Source organism: Streptomyces sp. NPDC093252 (genome assembly GCF_040683675.1).
GTDB lineage: Bacteria > Actinomycetota > Actinomycetes > Streptomycetales > Streptomycetaceae > Streptomyces.
On the sequence record NZ_JBFBEM010000002.1, the window covers coordinates 621,002 to 642,360 of the forward strand.

General features: G+C 71.2%; 21 protein-coding genes and 2 pseudogenes. 9 read left to right on the forward strand and 14 right to left on the reverse strand.

The window, feature by feature from the left end:
- The first annotated feature begins 16 nt into the window (after positions 1 to 16).
- On the forward strand, positions 17 to 1,636 hold the full coding sequence (locus AB0O01_RS05825; protein ID WP_365311195.1) for a glycosyl hydrolase: 1,620 nt from the start codon (positions 17 to 19) through the stop codon (positions 1,634 to 1,636).
- Positions 1,637 to 1,750: 114 nt separating this feature from the next.
- On the opposite strand, the gene AB0O01_RS05830 is transcribed toward AB0O01_RS05825, so the two are convergent.
- A complete protein-coding gene (locus AB0O01_RS05830) occupies positions 1,751 to 4,639 on the reverse strand; it encodes a BTAD domain-containing putative transcriptional regulator (RefSeq protein ID WP_365311196.1) in 2,889 nt (962 codons plus the stop codon).
- A 125-nt stretch (positions 4,640 to 4,764) separates the two neighbouring features.
- On the opposite strand from AB0O01_RS05830, the gene AB0O01_RS05835 reads away from it, so the two are divergent.
- Positions 4,765 to 6,330, forward strand: a complete 1,566-nt coding sequence (locus AB0O01_RS05835; RefSeq protein WP_365311197.1) for a hypothetical protein — start codon at positions 4,765 to 4,767, stop codon at positions 6,328 to 6,330.
- 36 nt (positions 6,331 to 6,366) lie between these two features.
- On the opposite strand, the gene AB0O01_RS05840 is transcribed toward AB0O01_RS05835, so the two are convergent.
- The 3 genes from AB0O01_RS05840 to AB0O01_RS05850 all read right to left on the reverse strand — a co-directional run bounded on the left by AB0O01_RS05840 (position 6,367) and on the right by AB0O01_RS05850 (position 8,879).
- Positions 6,367 to 7,011 (reverse strand): hypothetical protein, encoded by a 645-nt coding sequence (locus AB0O01_RS05840; protein ID WP_365311198.1) that lies wholly within the window; start codon positions 7,009 to 7,011, stop codon positions 6,367 to 6,369.
- Positions 7,008 to 7,598, reverse strand: a complete 591-nt coding sequence (locus AB0O01_RS05845) for a sigma-70 family RNA polymerase sigma factor (protein ID WP_365311264.1) — start codon at positions 7,596 to 7,598, stop codon at positions 7,008 to 7,010. Before AB0O01_RS05845 ends, AB0O01_RS05840 begins: the two co-directional genes overlap by 4 nt.
- Positions 7,599 to 7,712: 114 nt before the next feature.
- On the reverse strand, positions 7,713 to 8,879 hold the full coding sequence (locus AB0O01_RS05850) for an alpha/beta hydrolase (protein ID WP_365311199.1): 1,167 nt from the start codon (positions 8,877 to 8,879) through the stop codon (positions 7,713 to 7,715).
- A 544-nt stretch (positions 8,880 to 9,423) separates the two neighbouring features.
- On the opposite strand from AB0O01_RS05850, the gene AB0O01_RS05855 reads away from it, so the two are divergent.
- A complete protein-coding gene (locus AB0O01_RS05855) occupies positions 9,424 to 9,585 on the forward strand; it encodes a hypothetical protein (protein ID WP_365311200.1) in 162 nt (53 codons plus the stop codon).
- Between the two features lie 108 nt (positions 9,586 to 9,693).
- On the opposite strand, the pseudogene AB0O01_RS05860 reads toward AB0O01_RS05855, so the two are convergent.
- Positions 9,694 to 10,314 (reverse strand): annotated as a pseudogene (locus AB0O01_RS05860) (DUF4158 domain-containing protein); the annotation flags it as partial.
- Positions 10,315 to 10,725: 411 nt separating this feature from the next.
- Here AB0O01_RS05860 and AB0O01_RS05865 point away from each other — a divergent pair.
- A pseudogene (locus AB0O01_RS05865) lies at positions 10,726 to 11,032 on the forward strand (NAD-dependent epimerase/dehydratase family protein); the annotation flags it as partial.
- Between the two features lie 96 nt (positions 11,033 to 11,128).
- A complete protein-coding gene (locus tag AB0O01_RS05870) occupies positions 11,129 to 11,509 on the forward strand; it encodes a GDP-mannose 4,6-dehydratase (RefSeq protein ID WP_365311265.1) in 381 nt (126 codons plus the stop codon).
- Between the two features lie 365 nt (positions 11,510 to 11,874).
- Here AB0O01_RS05870 and AB0O01_RS05875 read toward each other — a convergent pair whose 3' ends face one another.
- From AB0O01_RS05875 to AB0O01_RS05890, 4 genes are read right to left on the reverse strand one after another with little or no spacing between them, the layout of a single operon-like run.
- Entirely contained in the window at positions 11,875 to 12,918 is a 1,044-nt protein-coding gene (locus tag AB0O01_RS05875; protein WP_365311201.1) for a UDP-N-acetylmuramate dehydrogenase, read from the reverse strand.
- Positions 12,919 to 12,933: 15 nt separating this feature from the next.
- Entirely contained in the window at positions 12,934 to 13,971 is a 1,038-nt protein-coding gene (locus AB0O01_RS05880; RefSeq protein ID WP_365311203.1) for a serine hydrolase domain-containing protein, read from the reverse strand.
- Positions 13,971 to 15,284, reverse strand: a complete 1,314-nt coding sequence (locus tag AB0O01_RS05885) for a UDP-N-acetylglucosamine 1-carboxyvinyltransferase (RefSeq protein ID WP_365311204.1) — start codon at positions 15,282 to 15,284, stop codon at positions 13,971 to 13,973. The genes AB0O01_RS05880 and AB0O01_RS05885 overlap by 1 nt, the downstream gene beginning before the upstream one ends.
- A gap of 5 nt (positions 15,285 to 15,289) precedes the next feature.
- A complete protein-coding gene (locus AB0O01_RS05890) occupies positions 15,290 to 16,009 on the reverse strand; it encodes a hypothetical protein (RefSeq protein WP_365311205.1) in 720 nt (239 codons plus the stop codon).
- Between the two features lie 240 nt (positions 16,010 to 16,249).
- On the opposite strand from AB0O01_RS05890, the gene AB0O01_RS05895 reads away from it, so the two are divergent.
- Positions 16,250 to 17,611: a helix-turn-helix transcriptional regulator gene (locus AB0O01_RS05895; RefSeq protein WP_365311206.1), complete on the forward strand. Its 1,362-nt coding sequence runs from the start codon at positions 16,250 to 16,252 to the stop codon at positions 17,609 to 17,611.
- A gap of 138 nt (positions 17,612 to 17,749) precedes the next feature.
- Here the strand turns inward: AB0O01_RS05895 and AB0O01_RS05900 are convergent, their stop codons facing one another.
- The 4 genes from AB0O01_RS05900 to AB0O01_RS05915 form a co-directional block, all read right to left on the reverse strand.
- The gene (locus AB0O01_RS05900) at positions 17,750 to 17,950 is read right to left on the reverse strand and encodes a DUF397 domain-containing protein (protein WP_365311207.1); all 201 of its coding nucleotides are present in this window, start codon (positions 17,948 to 17,950) and stop codon (positions 17,750 to 17,752) included.
- 15 nt (positions 17,951 to 17,965) lie between these two features.
- Positions 17,966 to 18,172 (reverse strand): DUF397 domain-containing protein, encoded by a 207-nt coding sequence (locus AB0O01_RS05905; protein ID WP_365311208.1) that lies wholly within the window; start codon positions 18,170 to 18,172, stop codon positions 17,966 to 17,968.
- Positions 18,173 to 18,376: 204 nt separating this feature from the next.
- Positions 18,377 to 18,577 (reverse strand): DUF397 domain-containing protein, encoded by a 201-nt coding sequence (locus AB0O01_RS05910; protein ID WP_365311210.1) that lies wholly within the window; start codon positions 18,575 to 18,577, stop codon positions 18,377 to 18,379.
- Positions 18,574 to 19,404: a helix-turn-helix transcriptional regulator gene (locus AB0O01_RS05915; protein WP_365311266.1), complete on the reverse strand. Its 831-nt coding sequence runs from the start codon at positions 19,402 to 19,404 to the stop codon at positions 18,574 to 18,576. Before AB0O01_RS05915 ends, AB0O01_RS05910 begins: the two co-directional genes overlap by 4 nt.
- A 92-nt stretch (positions 19,405 to 19,496) precedes the next feature.
- On the opposite strand from AB0O01_RS05915, the gene AB0O01_RS05920 reads away from it, so the two are divergent.
- From AB0O01_RS05920 to AB0O01_RS05930, 3 genes are read left to right on the forward strand one after another with little or no spacing between them, the layout of a single operon-like run.
- Complete coding sequence (locus tag AB0O01_RS05920; RefSeq protein ID WP_365311211.1) at positions 19,497 to 19,763, forward strand: hypothetical protein; 267 nt, start codon at positions 19,497 to 19,499, stop codon at positions 19,761 to 19,763.
- Positions 19,760 to 20,350, forward strand: coding sequence for a hypothetical protein (locus tag AB0O01_RS05925; protein WP_365311212.1), 591 nt, complete (start codon positions 19,760 to 19,762; stop codon positions 20,348 to 20,350). The genes AB0O01_RS05920 and AB0O01_RS05925 overlap by 4 nt, the downstream gene beginning before the upstream one ends.
- A complete protein-coding gene (locus AB0O01_RS05930) occupies positions 20,347 to 20,781 on the forward strand; it encodes an SgcJ/EcaC family oxidoreductase (RefSeq protein WP_365311213.1) in 435 nt (144 codons plus the stop codon). The genes AB0O01_RS05925 and AB0O01_RS05930 overlap by 4 nt, the downstream gene beginning before the upstream one ends.
- Before the next feature lie 15 nt (positions 20,782 to 20,796).
- Here the strand turns inward: AB0O01_RS05930 and AB0O01_RS05935 are convergent, their stop codons facing one another.
- A complete protein-coding gene (locus AB0O01_RS05935; protein ID WP_365311214.1) occupies positions 20,797 to 21,324 on the reverse strand; it encodes a MarR family transcriptional regulator in 528 nt (175 codons plus the stop codon).
- Positions 21,325 to 21,359: the final 35 nt, after the last annotated feature.

The window sequence follows — 21,359 nt, forward strand, 5'->3', positions numbered from 1 at the left end:
CCGAAAGGCGAGCCCGATGCGCCGACTGCGCAGACGTACCCAACTGCTCCTGGCCCTGCTGCTGGTGATCGCCGGTGTCGCCGGAACCACCGCGGTCCTCCAGTGGCAGCGTTCCGGCGGTACGTCCCTCAACAGCGCGAACGCCGCCGGAACCGGCGGAGCCGACCGCACCGTGACGTTCCAGAACCGTACGGACGAACCGCTGTGGGTCGGGGCGACGGTGAACGCCGACGGGTCGGCCGTGCTGACCGGGCTGCCGAAGCTCGACCCCGGGCAGGCGGCGACCATCACCGTCCCGGAGAACGCCGGGGCCGGGCACTGGCGAGGGAAGTTCTTCGCGCGCCAGGGGTGCGCCGGGGAGGACGGATCGACGTTCAAGTGCGTCGTCGGGGACTGCGGGCCGTACGCCGACCGGTGCTCGACGGGTGAACAGCCCACCAGCCTCGCGGAGTTCAACTTCGACCCGAGGGACGCGCTGGCACCCTGGTACAACGTGAGTTATGTCAACGCGGTGTCCGTGCCGATCACCATCACCCCGGACGGGGTGGGGGTGCCGGAGTCGGGGGCCTGCCAGACGATGGGGTGCGCGAAGGATCTGCTCTCCGCCTGCCCCGCCGAGAATCTGACCAAGGACGCGGCCACCGGGAAGGCGCTGGTCTGCGTCAACCCCAACCGGGACGCGAAGACGCCCTACAGCGACGCGATCAGCGGGCAGTGCCCGACCGCGTACGCCTGGTCGAAGCAGGACACCGAGCCCGGCAACCAGACGGTCCGGCAGTGCGCCGAGTGCACCGGTATGACGGTCACCTTCGGCACCGGGGCCGCCGCGCCCGAGGGCTCGGCGCCGACCGGGCCGCGTGACGCCGTGGAGCGGGCTCCCGAGCAGGAGAAGGCGCCGGAGCGGGAGGGCGCGGGCGCCAAGGGGGTCAGCATCAACCCGGAGCCGGGGATCACCGAGGCGATCACCGACTCCGGCGCCGCCTGGTACTACAACTGGGCCTCCTCCACCGGCCCGGTCACCAGGCCCGAGGGCGTGGAGTTCGTCCCGATGATCTGGGGGCCGGGCTCCGTCACGGACGCCGAACTGAACGCCGCGAAGCAGGAGGGCACCACCCTCCTCGGCTTCAACGAACCCGACCACGGCGGCCAGGCAAACATGACCCCCGAACAGGCCCTCGACCTGTGGCCCCGGCTCCAGTCCACCGGGCTGCGCCTGGGCGCCCCGGCGGTCGCCGCCGACGCCGATGTGGCGGGCGGCTGGCTGGACCGGTTCATGACCGGCGCCCAGCAGCGCGGGCTGAAGGTCGACTTCATCCCGGTGCACTGGTACGGCTCCGACTTCGGCCCGGACGCGGTCAACCACCTCCGCGACTATCTCCAGCGGGTGTACGACCGCTATCAGAAGCCGATCTGGCTGACCGAGTACGGCCTGATCGACTGGTCGTCGGGGAGCGCGCGGCTGCCGGGCGAGCAGGAGCAGGCCGCGTTCGTGACGTCGTCCACGCGGATGCTGGAGGGGCTGGACTTCCTGGAGCGCTACGCCTGGTTCACGCTCTCCACGGACACCTTCGGGACCGGCCTCTACACCGGGGCCGTCCCGAACGCCTCCGGTCAGGCGTACCGGGCGCTGGGCTGAGCCCGAACGGGCCGGATCCGGGCCGTCCGCGCCCGTTTCCCACGTCTGGGCGTTGAACCGTCCTCACCCGTGGGCCCGTTGTAGGTGCGTACGGGTGAGGAGGTGAGGGGCATGTCAGAGCCGGGCCAGGCGGGCGCGGATCCCCTCGGCGTCCGGGTGCCCGAACTCGGCGAGGATCTCCAGGGCGCGTTCCCAGCTCACCCGGGCCGCGAGCGGGTCGCCGCAGGCCAGCTCCACATCGCCGAGATGACCCAGGGTGTGGCCCTCGCCCCAGCGGTTGCCGACGTCGTGGTGCGTCTTGAGGGCCTCCTCGTAGTACTCGATGGCGGTGGAGTGCCGTTCCAGGCGGGCGTGGACGGTGCCGAGGATGTCGAGGACGACGCCCTCGACCCAGCGGTTGCGCTGCTCGCGCAGCACCGTCAGCGCCTGCTCCAGACAGTCCACGGCCTCCGGGAAGCTGCCCTGGCGCTGATAGACGTCACCGAGGTTGGCCAGGGTGATGCCGACGCCCCAGGCGTTGTCCGCGTACCGGTGCAGGGCGAGGCCCCGGCGGATGTGGTCGACGGCCTCGGGCAGCCGTCCGGCCTGGAGGAAGGCGTCGCCGAGGTTGGAGACGGCGGAGATCCGCCCCTGGGCGTCGCCCAGCTCGCGGTAGACGGCCTTCGCCTGCCGCAGATGGTCGATGGCCTCCTCGTAGCGGGTGGCCGCGCGCAGGGCCGCCGCCGTGTCGGCGAGGGCGCGGGCCTCGCCGCGCCGGTCACCGGCGGCGCGGGCGGCGGCCAGACCGGTGCGGGCGGTGTCCAGCCAGTCGCCGTGATGACTGCGCAGATAGAAGAACCCCCACAGCACGGCGGCCAGCCGCCAGGCGATCCCGGGGCGGCCGGACGCGGCGGCCTCGTGCACCACGCCGACCAGGTTGACCCGTTCGTCCTCACACCACTGCAACGCCTGCTCGTGGGCGGTGAACTCCAGCGGCCGGCAGCCCTCGGGCGGCGGGTCCAGGGGGATGCGGGGCCGTTTCGGGGTGAGATGCGGGTAGGCGGCGTCGGCGGTGTGCAGATACCAGGCGAGCAGCCGGTCGACGGCCCGGCGGCGTCCGTCGGCGCTCTCCTCGGCGTCGGCGCGCTCGGCGGCGTAGACCCGCAGCAGGTCGTGCAGGGTGTAGCGGCCGGGGAAGTGCTCGGTGAGCAGATGGGCCCGGGTGAGTTCGCCGAGCAGCCGCCGGGCCTCCTTCGGGGCGAGTCCGGCGAGCGCCGCCGCCGCGGGCGCGGACAGCTCCGGTCCGCGGTGCAGCCCCAGCAGCCGGAACAGCCGCGCGGCCGGTGCGGACAGCGCCTGGTACGACCAGGAGAACACCGCCCGGACATCGGTGCCGAGATCGTCGTCCCCGGCCCCGAAGGCGTCCAGGCTGCCGTGGCTGTCGCGCAGTTCGGCGGCGACGGCCGCGAGCGGGAAGCCGGGGTGGGCGGCGGCGCGGGCCGCGACGATGGCCAGCGCCAGCGGCAGCCGGGCGCAGCGGGCGACGATCTCCGCCGCCGCGGCCGGGTCCGCCGCGAGCCGCCGCTGCCCCAGCCGCCGGGCCAGCAGATCGTGCGCCTCCTCGGGGCTGAGCTGGTCCAGGGTCAGCGGGTGGGCGCCCTCGCCGACCACCAGGCCGGTGAGCCGGTTGCGGCTGGTGACGATGACGAGGCAGCCGCCCGCGCCGGGCAGCAGCGGGCGGACCTGCTCGGTGTCGCGTGCGTTGTCGAGCAGGATGAGCATGCGGCGCCGGTCGAGGAGACTGCGGTACAGGGCGGCCTGGGCGGGCAGTGTGGCCGGGATCTGGGTGGGCGGGACGCCGAGGGCGTCGAGGAAGACGCGGATGGCCTCACCGGCCGCCATGACCGTGCCCGAGGGGTCGAAGCCGCGCAGATTGAGGTAGAGCTGCCCGTCGGGGAACCGGTCGGCGATCTCGTGCGCCCAGTGCACGGCCAGCGCGGTCTTGCCGATCCCGGCCATCCCGCCGATGGCGCTGATCACCACGGTCGCCGGGGCGCCGCCGCCCCGGGGCAGCAGCGCCCGCACCTGGTCGAGTTCGGCGCGCCGGCCGACGAAGGTCAGCAGATCGGCGGGGAGCTGGGCGGGGCGGGCCGGGGGGACGGGGTCGGGGTCGGGAAGGGAATGGGGGCCGGGGTCGGGAAGGGAATGGGGGCCGGGGTCGGGGTCGTCGTCCGCGCCCCTGGTACGGCCGCCCCTCACCGGTGGCGGGGACGCGGCGGCAGCCGCCAGGATCCGGTCGTGCAACTGCCGCAGGGCCGGGCCGGGTTCGATGCCCAGTTCGTCGCGGAGCGTGCGCCAGGTCCCCCGGTAGACGGCGAGCGCCTCGGCCCGGCGCCCGGAGCGGTACAGCGCGAGCATCAGCAGCCGGCCGAGTTCCTCGCGCAGCGGGTGCGCGCCGGTCAGCGAGATCAGCTCGGGGACGGCCTCGCGGTGCCGGCCGAGTTCGACATCGATGTCGAGCCGGGTCTCCAGCGCGGTGAGCCGCATCTCGGTCAGGCGGGCCCGCTCCGACTCGGCGGCGACGCCGGGCAGTCCGGCCAGGGCCGCGCCCTGCCAGGCGTCGAGCGCGGTGTGCAGCAGCGCGGCGGCGGCGGCCGGATCGCCCGTGGCGCGCAGCCGGGCGGCCCGGTCGACGCGCCGCTCGAAGACGGTGAGGTCGAGGGCGTCGTCACCGGCCCGCAGGGCGTAGCCGTCGCCGACCGAGACGATCAGCGGGGCGGGGTGGAACGCCTTGCGTAACCGTGAGACATAGGTCCGCAGCACCGACACGGCGGCCTGCGGTGGCGCGGTGCCCCAGACGGCGTCCAGGAGTTCATGGAGGGTGACCGGGCGCCCCCGGCGGAGGAGCAGCGTCGCGAGGACCACGCGCTGCTGCGGCGAGCCCAGTTCCAGTTCCCGTCCACCCCGCCAGGCCCGGACCGGGCCCAGTAAGGCGAACGACACCAACGCATCCGGGGTGTTCACGCGCCGCACTCTACCGACCGGTCACACTCCCGTGCGCATTGAACCGCCCGGTACCCGGGGGCCGTTGCGCTGACGCGGAGGACATGCAGAGGCGTCACGGGTGTGGGCGTCGGAGAGGAGTGCGGATGAGCCGGGGTGAGGAGTTCGACGAGCCGATCACGGGGGACGACCACTTCGCGGTGGTCATCTCCGGGGACGGCTCCGCCGCGATCGACGGGGCTCCCGTGCCGATCGTGGCGGGCCAGGAACCCGATGCCGCGGTACTGGACGCGCTGCACGACCGGGCCCTGGTGCGCGGGACGGTGGTGACGGCGACCATCTCGGACCCTTCTGCGGCGTATGTGGCCCACATAGAGGTCTCCCCGGACGGCTCCAGCCGCCTGCTGGAACAGCGGGAGGGCGGGGAGGGTGCGGAGGGTGCGGAGGAGGACGGGGACGAGGACGGGCACCTCGTCACGAAGGACGCGGACGACGGCGTACCGCCGGGCTGGACGAAGGGCGAGGAGGCGGACGCCGACGCGGACGCGGATGAGGCTGAGGACGGCGAGGCGGCGTACACCCTGCCGGAGCCGCCACCGCTGACGGGGGAGCCTCCGGCCGGGGACGAGGGCGACGACGAGGGCGGGGACTGGGACGGCCACCGGTACGACGACCGTCCCGACGACCGTGAGAACCAATACGACGATGACGATGACGGCGATGGCGGCGACCGCGCCCCGGCATCGGAACGGGAACCGGCACCGACACCGGCATCCCCTTCCCCCCTGCACCGCACCCTCCCCCCCGCCCTTGTCCGGCGGCTCGACCGCAAGGAGCGGGCGCGGCAGTCGGACGACGAGTACACGCCCTCGGGGCTGCTCCAGCGCCCGCTGGTGGTGGCGCCGGCGGCGCTGGCCGTGGCCGGGATCGTGGTGGTGTCGCTGGTGATCGTCGGGAGTGGGGGGTCGGGGGACGACTCCGCGCAGGCATCGGCGCGTTCGGGTACGGAGGTGAGTGGGAGCCCTTCGGCGGAGAGGGATGTGCCCGCGCCGACGTTCTCGGTGTCGGTGAGTCCGCCGTCGCCGTCGGCGAGCCCGAGCCCGAAGGCGTGGGAGAGCGGGGAGGCGTCCGGGAGCGCGAAGCCCGGCGGGAAGCAGGCACCGCCGCCGCCCGTGACGGTGACCGCGACCGCCCCGCGCAGTGTGGAGACGGTGACGCAGAAACCGGCGGTGGACACCGCGGCCAGTGCCGTGAAGCGGCTGGCGAAGAGCGATCCGGACGGGCGGCACATCTGTTACCGGGCGTTCGTGTCCGGGCAGGGCTGGCAGAAGCCGGTGTGCGACGGCACGCTGGCCGGGACGACCGGACAGAACAAGGCGATCAAGGCGCTGAACATCGCGGTGTACGGGGTCAGCGGCTCGGCGGCCAACGCCTTCCTGCACAACCCCGACTCGACGAACGGTGAGGGCAGGTGGTCGCCGAACTGGACGGCGGTGACCGGTGACAGCAGGGACATCTATGTCGGGAAGACGTCCGGCCCGTACATGACGGGCTTCGCGGTGAATGTCGGCAGCGGCAGGATCTGCCCGTCGGCCAAGGTGCGCGGCTACGACTGGGGCAGTCAGGGGTGCGCCGATCCGCGCCCCGACTTCGTCTTCGGCGGCACTCTGGAGAACACCCGCTTCCTGGAGGCGGTGAAGTTCACGGTGTGAGCGCCGTGCCGGTGGCCGGGGCGCGGACGCTTCGGGCTACGCGCCGAACGCCCGGCGGAACTCGGCGCTGGTCTCGGGTGAGATCCAGTTGGCGCCGCAGGGCGGTACGACGCCGTTGTCGGCGGCCACGAGGTAGGGCTCACCGGCGGTGAAGGTGAGGGTCTCCGGCCGGTCCGGGGCGCTGTCGAGCAGCACCGTGTCGGCGCCGTCGCCGCCGGTCAGCCAGTGGTCGACACGGAAGGTGACCACCGTCCCCTCGATGGAGGTGACCGTCCCTTCGAAGAGGGTCGGGTATCCGCGCAGGGTGTCCGGGGTGGGTTCGGCGCACTTGGCGGGGGTGCCGTCGGCGGTGAGGGTGAGGGCGGCCGCTTCCGGGGTGGTGCCGCTGTCGCCGTCACCGGCCATGATTCCCGCGGCGATGCCGCCGCCGAGCAGGAGCAGGGCGGTGGCGGCGGCGAGCCCGAGAAGTCCGTACCGCTTCCGCCGGGTGGTGGCCTGCGGCTGCTGCTGCGGCGGCACGAGGGGGATGACGGTCGGGGTGTTCGGGGTGTTCGGGGTGTTCGACGTGTTCAAGGTGCTCATGGTGGCCTCCACAAGACGGTCGGTGTCGGGTGGCGGAGCGCTTGAGGTCAGTGCCGGGTCCGCGGCCCTCAGCCGGGCCAGCAGCTCATCGTCATTCACTGACTGCTCCTTCCTTCAACCCTCTTGTGTCCGGGCCGTTCGGCGTCCTTTCGTCCCAGCCGCGCCGCGAGTCGCTTCTTCGCGCGGTGGAGGCGGATGCTCACCGCGTTGGGGGTCAGTCCGGTGACCTCCGCGATCTGGCGGGGGGTGAGTTCCTCCCAGGCCCAGAGTTGCACGACCTCGCGGTCGAGGGCGGTGAGGGTGTCGAGGGCGGCGTAGAGATCGGTGTGGTCGGTGTGGTCGGTGGGCGCGATGACCGCGGGCGGCTCCTGCCTGCGGATCAGCCGCTCCAGCAGCCGGAGCCTGCGGCCCTCGGCGCGGCGGGCGTTGGCCAGACAGCCCCGGGCCACGCCGTAGCACCAGGGCAGTACATCCGCCGGATCGGGTGGGGGGCCGGTGTCGGGCTGTACGTCGTCGTCGCCCGGTCCGAGTCCGGGGACGTCGTCGATGCGGCGCCACAGCACCAGCAGGGTCTCCGCGAGAACGTCCTCGGCCAGGTCGGCGTGGGTGCGGCGGAGCAGATACCGGTGCAACGGTTCCACCACGACCCGCGCGAGTCTCTCCAGGCGCGCCTGCTGTTCCGTCATCGATTCCACGCCCTGTCCTGTCCGGCAGGGGCCGGATCCTTTCACCACCGCCGGGAGATATGGCTACGGGGTGCGGCCAGTGGCTCCGCACCCCGTACCCCTCCCTCCTCCGGGTCAGTCGAGCTTCTCGTCCAGGAAGCCGGTGATGGCGTTCATGACGGGGACGCTGGACCAGTCCTTGACGGACTCGGTGTTGCCCATGAAGGCCATGTCGCCGTGGTTGGCGCCCTCCACGACATAGCGGGTGGCGTCGGCGCCCTTGGCCTTCAGCTTGTCGCTCAGCTTCAGGGTCTGGCTGGGCGAGACGAGCTGGTCGGCGCTGCCGTGGAAGAGGGCGAAGGCGGGGCTGTTCTTGCTGGCGTAGGTGGCGGGGTCGGCGGCGGCCACCTTCGAGGTGTAGGTGGCGACGGACTTCGTGGTGCCGGCGCCGTAGACGTACTGGGCGAGGTTGTTGCCGGGGGCGATGTTGGCCTCGTAGGTGGCCTGGTCGTAGTCGGAGCCGGTGGTGGAGAGGTTGGCGGGCCCGAACTCGTCGATGACGGCCTGGACCGAGCTGCTCTGATCGAGGTGGTCGCCCTCCTCGAACTTCTTCAGGCCGTTGGTGACACCGGTCATGGCCGCCAGATACCCCCCGGCGGACTGGCCCCACACCGCGACCTGGCTGGTGTCGATGCCGTACTCGTCGGCGTGGGCGCGCAGATAGCGGATCGCGGCCTTCACATCCTCGACGCCCTGCTCGTAGGTGGCGCCGCCGTTGAGGACGGTCCGGTACGAGATGCTGGCGACGACGTAACCCTGCTCGGCGACGTAGGTGCGCTGGCTGAGGTTCTCGGTCCGGTTGGACGCCATGAAGCCGCCGCCGGTGAGGTAGATGACCAGGGGCTTCTTGCCGCTGGTCGCGGGGACCTGGATGTCGGCCATGAGCTGGGTCTCGGTGCCGCTGGCCGTCGTCGGGGTGGAGTAGACGACGTTGTTGTAGGTGGTCAGCTCCGTCCGGCCGCACTGGATCTGCTCGTCGGTCGGCGTGATCACGGTGCTGGTGCTGGTGTTGCTGGGTTTGATGGTCTGCGCGACCGGGGGCTGTCCGCCGGCCGGGGTGGGCGGGTTGTCGAGGCAGGCCGACAGCGTGGCCTCCGCCGCGCTCGCGGTCACGACGGGACCGACCGAGAGGGCCAGCGCCAGCCCCGCGGCCACCGCGGCACTCACCTGCGTGCGCCGCGACTTCCTCCCGGACCCGGTGGCGTTCCGGCCTGCGGCGGCGGACGTGACTTGCTCGGGCATGACATACCTCCAGAGACACACACTTATGCGGAGACCTGATCTCCATTTCGGGGAGCGTAACACTAAGAGGAGATAGCACCTCCGTTTCACAGGGACCCCATAACCAGGGGTGCCGTTAACGAGCGGCGAACCAGGTGACAAGTGACCCGCCAGTAGCTTCCTGTGCGGGTTTTCACTCCTCTGGGCGGCTTGTCCGGCTGATGGGTGTGCTGCCGGTCCGGCGCCACGGCTTCTCGTACTTGCCGCCGCCCGCCCGGCACTGGGGCCGGAAGAGGGCGGCAGCGGGGCCCATCTGGTCGCTGGGCTCGGCGGGGTACTCGGCGTTCTGGATTCTCGCGACGAGCTGCGGGGTCGTGCAGGTGCAGGTGGGCGGGCTCGACGAGATGCGCGATCGGGATCGGGCGGGGCCGGCGGGCGGGGCGTCCACGTAGTCGGTCTGGTAGCCGTCGATCGGCCTGTGCTTGGCGCGCTTCGTGGCTTTCTCGAAGCGCCGTCGGCTGGTCTGGCTGGGGGAAGATCAGGAGGAGACCGGCCAGGAGCGTTCTTGGCGCGGATCTCGTCCCGCTTCTTCTCCGGGGCCGCTCGTAGCGCGGCCATGCGGGTCTCGTACTCGCGCTGGCGTCGTTCCTCCTCGACGAGGTGGGTGTCCTCGGCGGTGATGTACTGCGGCGCGGTCCACACCGTGGCGAGCGCCCGCTGCGGGTAGTTCACGGGGTCCGCGGGCTGTGCGGGACGAACCGGCTGGCGAATGCCCAGGTGAGGAACTGGGGCAGGGAAGCGGGTACTGCCTTCCAGCCGCGGCTCTCGAACTTCATCAGCCCCTCGGCGACGGCCAGGTGTTTCTCGCCGTCCGGCTGTTCCAGGCGTACGGAGGGGACGTCTCCTCCAGCAGCGAGTTGAGGCTGACGTTGCCCGGATGCGCCTTGATGTCCGCCAGCACCGACTCGACATCGTCTTCGTCCGCCGTATCGTCGCCGTCCACGGCCGCGGTGTCGCCCGGCTCGGTGCTGTCGCCGGTCGGGTCGGTGAAGACCAGCGCGTCCAGCCGCCGCGTGCAGTCCTTCGCCCAGGCGAGGCGGGCGGCGACCTCGGCGACGGCCCGCTCGTCGGCCTGGTGCAGCGCGGAGCGGATGACCGTGGTGACCTGGGCCGCAGTCGGCGGCTCGATCATCTCCGCGCGCATCTGCCGCAGCAGCTCGGCCCTCACCTGCTCCTCACGGCGCTCGTCGTGCCAGATCACGTCCACCAGGTGCGAGACGAGCTTGACCAGGTCGGTCTTGGTGCACTCGTGCCAGCCGGTCAGATCCCGCAGCTCACTGCGGTGACGCTTCGCGGCGCGGGAGGTGAAGTCGTAGAAGCCCAGCTCGATCGCGGCCACACCGACCTGCTTGGCGACGTGCTCGACCGCGTCGGGCAGCAGCTCCATGCACATCCGGGGGAACCGGCCGCGCTAGGTCAGGAATGTGAGCTGAACGGCGTAGCCCAGCCTCGTCGCCCCGGTCTTGTTCCGTAACCAGCCCGCCTCGTCGCTGTCAGGGTGAAGTGCTCCACCACCCCGTCCAGGCCCAGATCCCGCCCCACCGCTCAGCCCCTTCGCCCGCCCCGTGATCACATGTCGGGCTGGACGGTAGAGGCGCCGCTGTACACCGGGCGCGGAAATCCGGGAACCGCCGCGGCAAGGTGAACCGAGCTGGTAAAAGGCGCCCGGACGGGCCGCTGGCCCAGCCGGCGTCCGTGAAAGCGAGCCCGGCCGGGCAACCGAGAGGCCGCCCTTGCCCGTCTGGTTTGTCCGATAGCCTTGCCCGCTCGCCTACTGGGGCTGGAACGAAGCCGGGAGAGAAACATCGTGGCGAAGGTCCTTATCGCCGGGGGAGCCGGTTACATCGGCAGCACGGTCGCCTCGGCCTGCCTGGACGCGGGCATCACCCCCGTGATCCTCGACAACCTCGTTCGGGGCCGCCGCGAGTTCACCGAGGGCCGCACCTTCTACGAGGGCGACATCGCGGACGGCGCAGTGGTCGACCGAGTCTTCTCGGAGCACCCGGACATCTCCGCCGTGGTGCACTGCGCGGCGCTGATCGTGGTGCCCGAGTCCGTCGCGGACCCGATCGGCTACTACGAGGCGAACGTGGCGAAGAGCCTGGCCTTCGTCAGCCACCTGCACCGCAACGGCTGCGACCGGATCATCTTCAGCAGCTCGGCCTCCATCTACCAGGCGGAGGACGGTTCAGGAAGGCCGTCCGTTCCCGATCACGGGGACGAACTACCCGACGCGCGACGGCAGCGGTATCCGGGACTACGTACACGTCTGGGATCTCGCCGCGGCACACATCACGGCGATCGAGCGCTTCGACTCCGTCCTCACGGGGTCGAAGCGCTCGATCGCGATCAACTTGGGCACCGGCTCGGGCACCACGGTCCGGGAGCTGTGCGAGGCGTTCAACAACGTCGTCAGCACCCCGCTGGCCACTATCGACGCCGAGCCGAGGCCCGGTGACGTAGCCGGCGGCTACACCAAGAGCGACCGGGCGGCGGAGCTGTTGGGGTGGACGCCGAAGTTGTCCCTGGAGGACGGCATCCGCTCCGCCCTGGAGTGGATCCCGGTGCGCGACGGGCTGTTGAAGGACTGATCCGGCCTTCCCGCCTTCACTCCTCCCGGGCGCTCGGGCCCGGGAGGAAGCCGGCGACGACCTCCACGAGCTGCGGGTGGGGCGGCCCGTGAGCTCAGTCTGGTAGAGCGTGATGTGGAGCCACTCGTCGCCCACGTGGGTCAGGGGGTCGTCCTGGGTCGCATTGCGGACGCCTCGAATGAGCTCGGCGAACTCCGGATTGTGGCCGAGATCGACAGTGACGTAGGCGTGGAGCAAGGACGGCGTGCGTCCGGCTTCCCACAAGCCTTTGCCCTGCTGAAACGTGAACGGCTTCATCGCGCCAACGTACCGATCCAGGGCTGAAGTGAGCGGTCACACCGGAAACTCCATGGCTGGGGGCGGCACTACTGGGCCGGAATCCGGGGCATGGTGAGGCCGGACTGGTTCTGTGGTGAGCTGGATGCCCGTGGTTGCGAGGACCCGCGCCGCCAGTCGCTGCAGCGCGGTGGTGAAGGAGGCTGCGGTGGCGCTGCCGCGGGCGGCGAGGGTGAGGGTCCTGCGTTCGGAGCAGAAGATGCCGGGCGCGACCTGGGCGCCGGGGTGAACCCGGCCTGTTCGACGAGCCATCCGGCACTGGCGCGTAGATGCCCGCTCTGGTCGCGGTGTACGGGACCGCCGGCGGCCCGTACTGCCGCGGCCTGGGCGGGGGTGACGGGCGGGTTGAGGAAGACGGAGCCTGCTTGGCGGGCGTCCGGGCCGCTCCCGGGCAGCGACAGACCGCGGTGCCGGCGGTCGTCGAGGACGCCCTGGGCCGCGTCGGGGAGCGGTGGGCGGGCGCCGATGGGCACGGACAGGGCAGCGGCGAGGTGCCGGTAGGTGACCGGGGCGGCAGTACGGCTACGGGTGAGCCGGAGGGCGATCTCGAGGATCGTCCACCGGCCGGGCCGGCTCTTGAAGGTGCTGGTTCGGTAGCCGAAGCGGCAGTCCGCCAGTTGCAGGATGGTGGTCTGGCCGAGGTGCCAGTCGTATGCGGTCAGGCGGGTGACGGTGTCGGCGATCTCTTGGCCGTAGGCGCCGGTGTTCTGGACGAAGGCGGCTCCGGCGGTGCCCGGGATGCCGCCGAGGTATTCGATGCCGGACAGGTGCTCGGCGACGGTGAACGCGACGAGTGTGCCGAGCGGTTCGCCCGCCTGGGCGATGACCTCCACGAGGTCGTCTTCGAGCGGGTGTAGGGCGATGCCGCGGGTGGCCATGCGGATGACCGGTCCGGGGTAGCCGGTGTCGTCGGCCAGGGTGTTGCTGCCGCCGCCCAGGACGTACGGCGTCAGGCCGTTGCGCCGTACGTCCTGGGCGAGGTCGGGCCAGTCGGCGGGGTGGGTGTGGGTGAGGAACTGGTCGGCGGGGCCGCCGAGGCGCAGCGTGGTGTGGTCGGCCAGTAACTCACCCATGGCGGGCCTCCATTGTCAGGTCGCGGAGATCGTCTTCAGTGCGAGGGACCGCAGCGGGGCGATCCGGGTGCGGGCGTTGCCGTGGTAGACAGCGTTGGTGCAGATCACGAGGTAGCGGCCGGTTCCCGGGGCCAGGTAGAGGCTGGTGCCGGTGAAGCCGTGGTGGTAGGCGACGCGTCCGCCGTCGGCGAGGATCCACGACAGCCCGCGGTCGAGGCCCGGCTCGATCGCAGCTTGGGGGATGAGGCTGGCGCGCAGCCACTCGCCCAGCGCGCCGTCGCTGTCGTCCGCGTGCACGGTCAGCAGTCGTTCGGCGTACAGGGCGAGGTTGACGGGAGTGGAGAACACGCCGGCGTGTCCGGCGACCCCGCCGAGCAGGGCGGCGTTGTCGTCGTGAGCGGCTCCCCAGATACGCGGTGCGCCCGGGATGCGCTGCTCGGTCGGCGCGACCTTGTGGGAGCGGACCAGGGGGCCGTACATCGTCTCGGTCATGCCGAGTCCGTCCCACAGAGTGCTGCCCAGGTCGCTGAGGGGCAGATCGTTGACGTGGGTGAGGGCCAGGCCGAGGAGGATGTAGCCGCGGTTGATGTACCGGTGGGTGCCGGGGGTGTCGTCCAGCGGCTCACGGCAGAGCAGTTCGTGCAGCGGAAGGTCGGATCCGCGGTAGTGGTCGAGGCGGGTGGAGGCGCGAAGCCCGGAGGTGTGGGTGAGGAGCTGGCGTACGGTCGCCTCCGCGCTGGGCATCTCGCCGGTCATCGCCGGCAGGACGTCACGGATGGGCGCGTCCAGGTCGAGCAGGCCGTTGCTGAGGGCCTGACCGACCAGGGGCCAGGTGGCGACCACCTTGGTCAGTGAGGCGATGTCGTACGCCGTGTAGCGGGAGGCGGGCTCGTCGCCGCATTCCGGTGCGACCACGCCGACGCTGATGTACTGCGGGGAGGCGCCGGTGGTGCCGTGGGCGAGGACACCGCCCGGGGTGGCCCCGTCGGCGACGACGGCTTCGAAGGTCTCCTTCAGGCGGGCGGCGTCTTCCGTCGTGAACGGTACGGGCATCAAGGGCCTCCGGGGATCGTGGTGATGTCGGCTCCCAGCGTGGCGAGGTTGTCCAGCAGGTGTCCGTGGCCGCGCCGGAGGTGGTACACGCCCCGGATCGTAGACGCGCCTTCTGCGGCGAGGGCGGCGATCAGGAGGGCGGTCGCCGCACGGATGTCCGCCCCTTGCGCGTCGGCTCCGTGAAGCCGTGTAAAGCCGCGGATGCGGGTCATCGTGCCGGTGGCGTCGATGTCGGCGCCGAAGGCGCGCAGGCCCTGGATGTGGGTGTCGCGGCGGGGGTAGACGCGTTCGGCGAGCAGCGAGGTGCCGTGGGCCTGGGTGAGCATGGCGGCCATCTGCGGCGCGGTGTCGGTGGGAAGGCCCGGGTGCGGCCCGGTGGCGGCCTTGATGGCCGTCAGGGTTCCTTGACGCCGGGTGCGTACGCCTCCGCCGGGTGCGTCGGCCAGGGTGATGCCTGCCGAGGCGAGGGCGCGGGCGAGGCCGTCGGGAATGCAGGCGGCGGTGATGTTGTCGAGGTGGACCTCGCCGCCGGTCGCGGCGGCGGCCATGATCATGGTGGCTGCCTCGATGCGGTCCCCGGCTACCGCGAACTCGCCGCCGGCGATCCAGTCGCTCCCGGTCACGTGCAGGCCCTCGTCGTCGACGTGGATGAGAACCCCGCGTTGGCTGAGGAACCGGGCGGTCTCGGTGACCTCCGGCTCGACCGACGGGTGGGTGATCAGGCTGGTGCCGGTGGCGCGGGCGGCCAGCAGCATCGCCGTCACCGTGGCGCCCAGGCTCGGCCCGTACGGGGTGTTCACGTCCACGGTGAACGCCCTCACCCTGCGGGCACTGCACCGAGCGCGGATGCCGGTGTCGCTCGCGATGATGTCGGCGCCGGCGGCCTGCATGGCGGCGAGGTGCCGGTCGATCAGGCGGGGGCAGAACGCGTCGCCGCCGGGGTAGGGGAAGGAGACCTGCCCATAGCGGGCCAGCACCGCGGCGGCCAGCACCGTGGTCGTCCGCACCTTGCGGCCGAGCTCGGGGTGGATGAGGGGGCGTACGGCGTTGGCCGGGGACACGGAGAACCGTCCGGTACCGGTGTCGACGGTGGCGCTGGCGTGTCGCAGGATCTGTGCGCACACCTCGGTGTCGAGGATGGTCGGCGTCCCGGTCAGGACGAGCGGGGCGTCAGCGAGGAAGGCGGCCGCGTACAGGTGCAGTGCGATGTTCTTGCTGCCCTGGACCGGGATCCTGCCGGAGAGAGGGCGCCCGCCGGTGACCCGTACGACGGTGGTGTCCATGGCGGTCTTGCTCAGCGAGGTCGTGGTCACCGCAGTCACCGAACCCGGGATCCGGCGGGCAGGAAGCCGCCGATGTGGTCGCGCGGGTAGATCACCGCGCCGGGGCCGATCAGCGTGCCCGGCGACAGGACGGTTCCGGCGGGCAGGGCGACCTCGTCGCCGATGACGGCGCCGAACTTCGTCTGCCCGGTGGGGATGCGCGTGCCGTCGAGGTTGACGGTGATCTCCTCGATCGCCGGCTCGGCGACCGGTCCGTGGTCGCACCGCAGTCCGGTGGTGGAGCAGAACGAGCCGATGTTGACGCGGCGCCCGATCACCGAGTCGCCGACGAAGCAGGGGTGCTTCATGAAGACGTGCCCGGCGAGCAGGCTGCGGGTGACCTCCGCGCCGAAGCCGATGCGGCAGCCGGGGCCGATCATGCTGTGGTCGCGGACCATCGCGCCGGCCGACACAACGGCGCCGCTGCAGATCAGCACCGGCCCGATGACCTGGGCTCCGGCCTCGATCCGCGCGCCGGCCTCGACGAAGACCTCGCCCTGGAGCAGAGCGCCGTCCTCGACGACTCCCCGCTGCTGGTCGCGCAGGCGCTCGGCGCCGTCAGCAAGGGCTGCGGCCATGGCGGACTTGATGTCGAACACGGTCCGGCACGTGGCCAGCAGCTCGGTGACGTACGGGCCGAGACCGTCGGGCCGAATGTAGTAGGAGGGGGTGAGGCGGGTGTCGACGGCAGGCGCCGTGGACGGGGCAGAGCGCATCGAGGACCTCCGAGGGGGAACGTCGCGGCCCGGAGTTCCGGGCCTGCCGTCGAGGGTCGCTGCACCCGAGGCGTCGCCGGCAGGGGCGCTGTCCTCGCCCGCAAAGCCGTTTGCATCCCATGCAAACAGCCTGTCCACAGGCCAGTCCCAGGACTACGGTGAGGGCGGCGCAGCCTCGGCTATCGGCGAGAACGGGGTACTGATGCGGTTACCAGGACTCAAGCGACGTATGGGGCTCGCGTGACCCCCGGGGAACTGGTGCGCCAGACCCGGCAGGCGAAGGGACTCACCCTTGAGGCGCTGGGCAAGCGGACCGGGTATTCCGGTGCCCAGGTCTCCCGCTACGAGCGCGGCCTTGCCCCGCTCAGGGACGTCGATGTGCTGCGGCGCTTTGCCGACGCGCTGGAGCTGCCTCACCAGGCGTTCGGCCTGACCTCACCCGCCCGCCGCCCCGAAGTGCGGCACGGTCAGCCGATCGGACCAATCACGGCCTTCCCCCGGATACCCGCCACTAGGGTGGGTGGATCCGGACGGGAGGACGGTGAAGATCCGGTGCAGCGTAGGAAGTTGCTCAGGGGCCTGGCGGCCACGGCCGCCGCAGCCGCTGGCTCATCACTCCTGGGAAACGGGACCGCCACGGCGGCGGAAGAGGCTCTTCTCGGCGAACTGCTCGTCGCCCGCATCCGGGATGCGATGCTCGGCCTCGGCAACGCCCCCGACCCGTCATCGGCTGTGACGCTCGATGCGGACTTCGCCCGTGCGCTCGCCGACTTCGACGCTTGCCGTTACGCCTCCCTCGCCGTCCGGCTGCCCCGGCTCATCCGCTCCGGACACGCGCTGACCGGCAGCCACGGCGAGACCCAGAACTGCCAGCTCCTGGCCAAGAGCTACCTGCTGGCCACCCGCATGCTCATCAAGATGGACGAGCAGCAGCTCGGGTGGATGGCCGCCGACCGCGCCCGCCAGTTGGCCGAGGCCGACGGCGACATCCTCACAGTCGCCGAGTCCGCCCGCCAACTCGCCGTCCTCGCACGAAAGGCGGGATGGCACGACGAGGCCCTGTCGATCGCGCTGTCCGCCGCCGACCACCCCGACCTGCGCGACACCGGGCGAGCCGGCGCCGCCGCGCGAGGACTGCTCATCCAGTCCGCCGCCTACACCCTGGCGCGGCGGGGCGACAGGGACGGGATGCGGGAGCTGACCGACGAGGCCGCGGGCATCGCCAAGGACCTCGGAGGCGGAACGCTGCTGCGCGACCACGGCGGGGGTTTCAGCCCGCTCACCGTGCAGCTCCACCGCATCTCCGCCGAGAACTACGCCGGCGACCCCCCGGCAGCGCTCGCCGCCGCCCGTTCCATCTCGCTCAAGCAGCTACCCAGCGTCGAACGCTGCTCCCGCGCCCTGAGCGACATCGCCGTCACCTACGACCGACTCGGCCGCCGCAGCGACTGCATCCGCACTCTGCTGCAGGCCGAGCGCTGCGCTCCCCAGGAAACCCATGCCCGCCCGGCGACGAAGGCGCTCATCTCCACCCTGCTGGTCTCCGGCCCCACGACGACGGAACTGCGCGCCCTTGCCACACGCAGCGGAGTCATCACCTGATTGAGGGTAGGCACACTCACCGGCAGGGGGACCGAAGCGGACGCATACGGCCGAAAGAAGCACTCCACTGAATCGCCGGGCCCCGCCGATCCGGAGGATGGGAGTCGGCGGGGCACGGTGTTGTGCGGTGCGGTTCTTCTACAGGTCGACGGACCGGGCCAGCGTGACCAGCCCGGCGAAGGCGTGGACGGAGACGCTCAGAACGGGGCCGTCCGCGCGCTTGCTGTCCCGGATGGGGACTATGCCGGTGGTGGCCGCGTGCGCGGGGGCCCACTCGACGCAAGTCCCGCCGTTGTTGCTGTGGGTGGATGCGATCCAGTTGGGTGATTCAGCGATCATGGGGTGCCCTCCGCACTACAGGTCGGCCGACCGGGCAAGCGCCACCAGCCCGGCGAAGGCCCGGACGGAAACGCTCAGAACGGGGCCGTCCGCGCGCTTGCTGTCCCGGACCGGGACCACGCCGGTAGCCATTGCTTGCGCGGGGGCCCACTCCACGCAAGTCCCGCCACTACCGCTGTACGAAGACTTGACCCAGTTGAGAGGTACGGTCCCAGTCGTCACAGGCTGCCCTTTCCTACCTCATTGGGCACGACCACCGGGCCGCCTATGGGACGGCCTCGGCCTTTGAATGAGGGTAGGCACACTCACCGACAGGGGGACCGAAGCGGACGCATACGGCCGAAAGAAGCGCTCCGCCGAATCCCCGAGAGCCCCGCCGCCCCGGAGGATGGGGAACGACGGGGCCTGGAGCTGTACAGGGCCGTTCTACAGGTCGGCCGACCGGGCGAGCGCGACCAACCCGGCGAACGCACGGGTGGAGACACTCAGAACGGGGCCGTCCGTGCGCTTGCTGTCCCGGATGGGGACTATGCCGGTGGCGGTCGCGTGCGCGGGGGCCCACTCGACGCAGGACCCGCCGTTGTTGCTGTAGGTGGATGCGATCCAGTTGCTTGATTCAGTCGTCACGGGGTGCCCTTCCCTACTTCATTGATCATGGCCACCGATGCCGCTTGTGACATTGCCTCGGCCTGCAATTGATGGTAGGCCCTCACCAGCGGTAAGACCGAGGCGAGTTCGCGGTCCAGGTGCCCTTGAGTCTGCGACTCGACGTAGGAGACAACCGACCGGTCGTGAAGCGTGAGCAGGTTGACCAGTCGATCAAAGGGCCGATTCTCACCGATGCTGTAGGGAGCGAGCTGAAGCACGGCATTCGGCTCTTCGGCGAACTCCACCAGTCGTGCCATTTGCGAGGCCATCACCTCAGGGCCCCCGATGGGCCGACGGATGCAGCTCTCGTCCAGCACGGCGATCACCACCGGAGGCATGGGACGCACCAGGGCGGCTTGACGCTCCATGAGCAGCGAGACCCGCTCCTCTGCCTGTTCACGCGTGATGACGCCTCGACGAACATATGCATCGGCCAACGCCTGCGCGTACCCACGCGTCTGAAGCGGTCCAGGAATCAGCCCGGACTCGAACAAGCGAATCTCCGCCGCGCGGGCCTCGTAGCTCACGTATTCAGTGAAGCCCTCCAGCAGCACACCATGCCGGAGTTCGCGCCAGGCACGTTCGAACACATCTCCCGTGCCCAGCGCGGTGTCAGCACTCACCGCGAGGCGCCGGGTCGGCGGTTTGTTGGCTGTTTCCACGCCGGAGATGTGACGCCCGCTGAACCCCATCCGTGTGCCCAGGTCGTCTTGCGTCCAGCCTTGTTCCTCGCGTGCGCTGCGTAAACGTGCCCCGAACGCGGCTTCCGGGCTGCTGTCGGGGTTGAGTTCCTTCCGGTTTACCAATGTTCCCTCCGCATTTCGTACGTTGATGAGCGCTTCATCGTAGGTCCAATCTGAACTCCTCGTAGCCAAACCGCTACAGAGAGGAGTCCCCCATGCCCGACAGGAACGTATCGGAACACCACAACCCACCCCAACTCCGCCTCGGCCACCTCGTGTTCGACACCCGTACCAACTCCCTCGGTGTCGTCATGGACACCGGCGCCTACCCGGGCAACGGCCTCTACTCGCTCCGTCCGCCGCGCGGCGGGACCGAGTGGGACGCCTCGCCCGGCGACCTACGGCCCGCTACCGTCACCGACCGGATCCGGCCCTCCCTCGCCGAGGTGAACGCCCGCAGCAGCGGGGGCGGGAGCCGGTGAACCCCGCCGGGTACTGGGCGGAGATCACGGCGGAAGGGCCCGTGTACGGCCGGGACGAAGCCTCCCGTACCGTCGTCCTCGCCGAGTTCGAGAGCCCCCTCCTCCACACCTCCGCCCGCTGGCTCGCCGCCCAGGCGCTCCGCATCGCCGACCGGCTGGACCCGCACCCCGAAGAGTCCCCCTGGTGTCCCGCCGGCGCGCTGCGGATCGTCGGTGGGGCGGTGGGGGCGGGTGATGTACCGGCCCGGCTGAGGGAGTGGGCCGGGTCGGCCGATGAACAGCGGGACCTCACCGCGCGGTTGGCGTCGGGGGATCCCTTCGCCCTCATCGTCAGTGACCACACCGGGGTCTATGTCCTCGCCCTCTGGCCCGTGTCCACCCGCCGGACCCCACCCTCTCCGCGACCCCGCCACGCCCGTCCGCGCGCACCGCGGCCCGCCCTGCGCGCGGTGGGCTCCCGCGCCCTGGCGCTGATCGGGGGTGCCCGGCGGGGGTTGACCTCGACGCTGGTTGAGGTTGTTGGGTGGGCGGTGGGCGGCCATCGCCGTCGTCGCAGTGCTCCACGAGTGAGAGGGATACCGGCATGACCAGCGAATTTCTTGTGGTGGGGGCGATTTCGGCGCAGGTCCGGGACGCGGTGACCGGGGTCGTGAAGGGGCTGGAGGATGCCTTCAACACCAAGGACGCCGTCGCGCTGGGCGCGTGCTTCACCGAGCATGCCTCCTGGACCAACGCAATGGGCAGGCGCCTCGACGGGAGGGAGGCGATCGTCGAGTTCAGTGGGCCGGTGCTGACGGGGTTCCTCCGGGATTCCTTCGCCCGGTACGACGTGCACAAGATGCTGGAGGCGGCTCCGGGTGTGGTCGTCGTGAACGTGGTTCAGACTCCCACCGACAGTGCGGGCCAGCCCGTCGCCGGTCCGCAGGGGGTGGCCCTGTATGTGATCACCGGGCAGGGGGAGGACTGGCTCATCGCGGCCGGGCAGAACATGGCTGTCGAGCCGGCATCGGCGTCATGAGTCATGAGTCGTGGGTCATGAGTCCGTGGGGGTGTCGGTCTTGTCGGCGGGGCGGTATACCGCTTCGGGGCCGTTCTCCTTGCGCCATCGTTCGTAGCGGGTCACCAGGTCGGGGATCTCCGACCAGAGGAAGGCGTAGAGGTTGTGCATCTCGCGGAGGCGGGCGCGGGGGGTGTCCGTGAGGGTGGGGTCGTCGAGGGTGTCGGCGAGGAGGGTCAGGGCCTCGGAGAGGTAGCGCTCGCCGTCGCGGTAGGCACCCGCCCAGGCGTGGGGCGCGAGGGCGAAGAGGTCGCGGCGGGTCTCGGGGGAGACCGTGCGCTCCACCAGCCCCAGATCGATCAGCAGGCGGCCCATGGTGGAGACGGTGGCCGCGCTCGCGCCGAGTTCGGCGACCAGGTCCCTGCTGGAGAGCCGCGCCTCCTCGGTGACCAGCAGCAGTCCCAGCATCCGGCCCGCCATCCGCGGCATCCGCCCGGTGAACACCTCGGCCATCCGGTCCGCGAACTCCCGCCGCGACCTCGCCTTCCCGTCCTCCTCGGCCATGGCCGCGACGATATCAACCGGGACCCTGGGCGCGG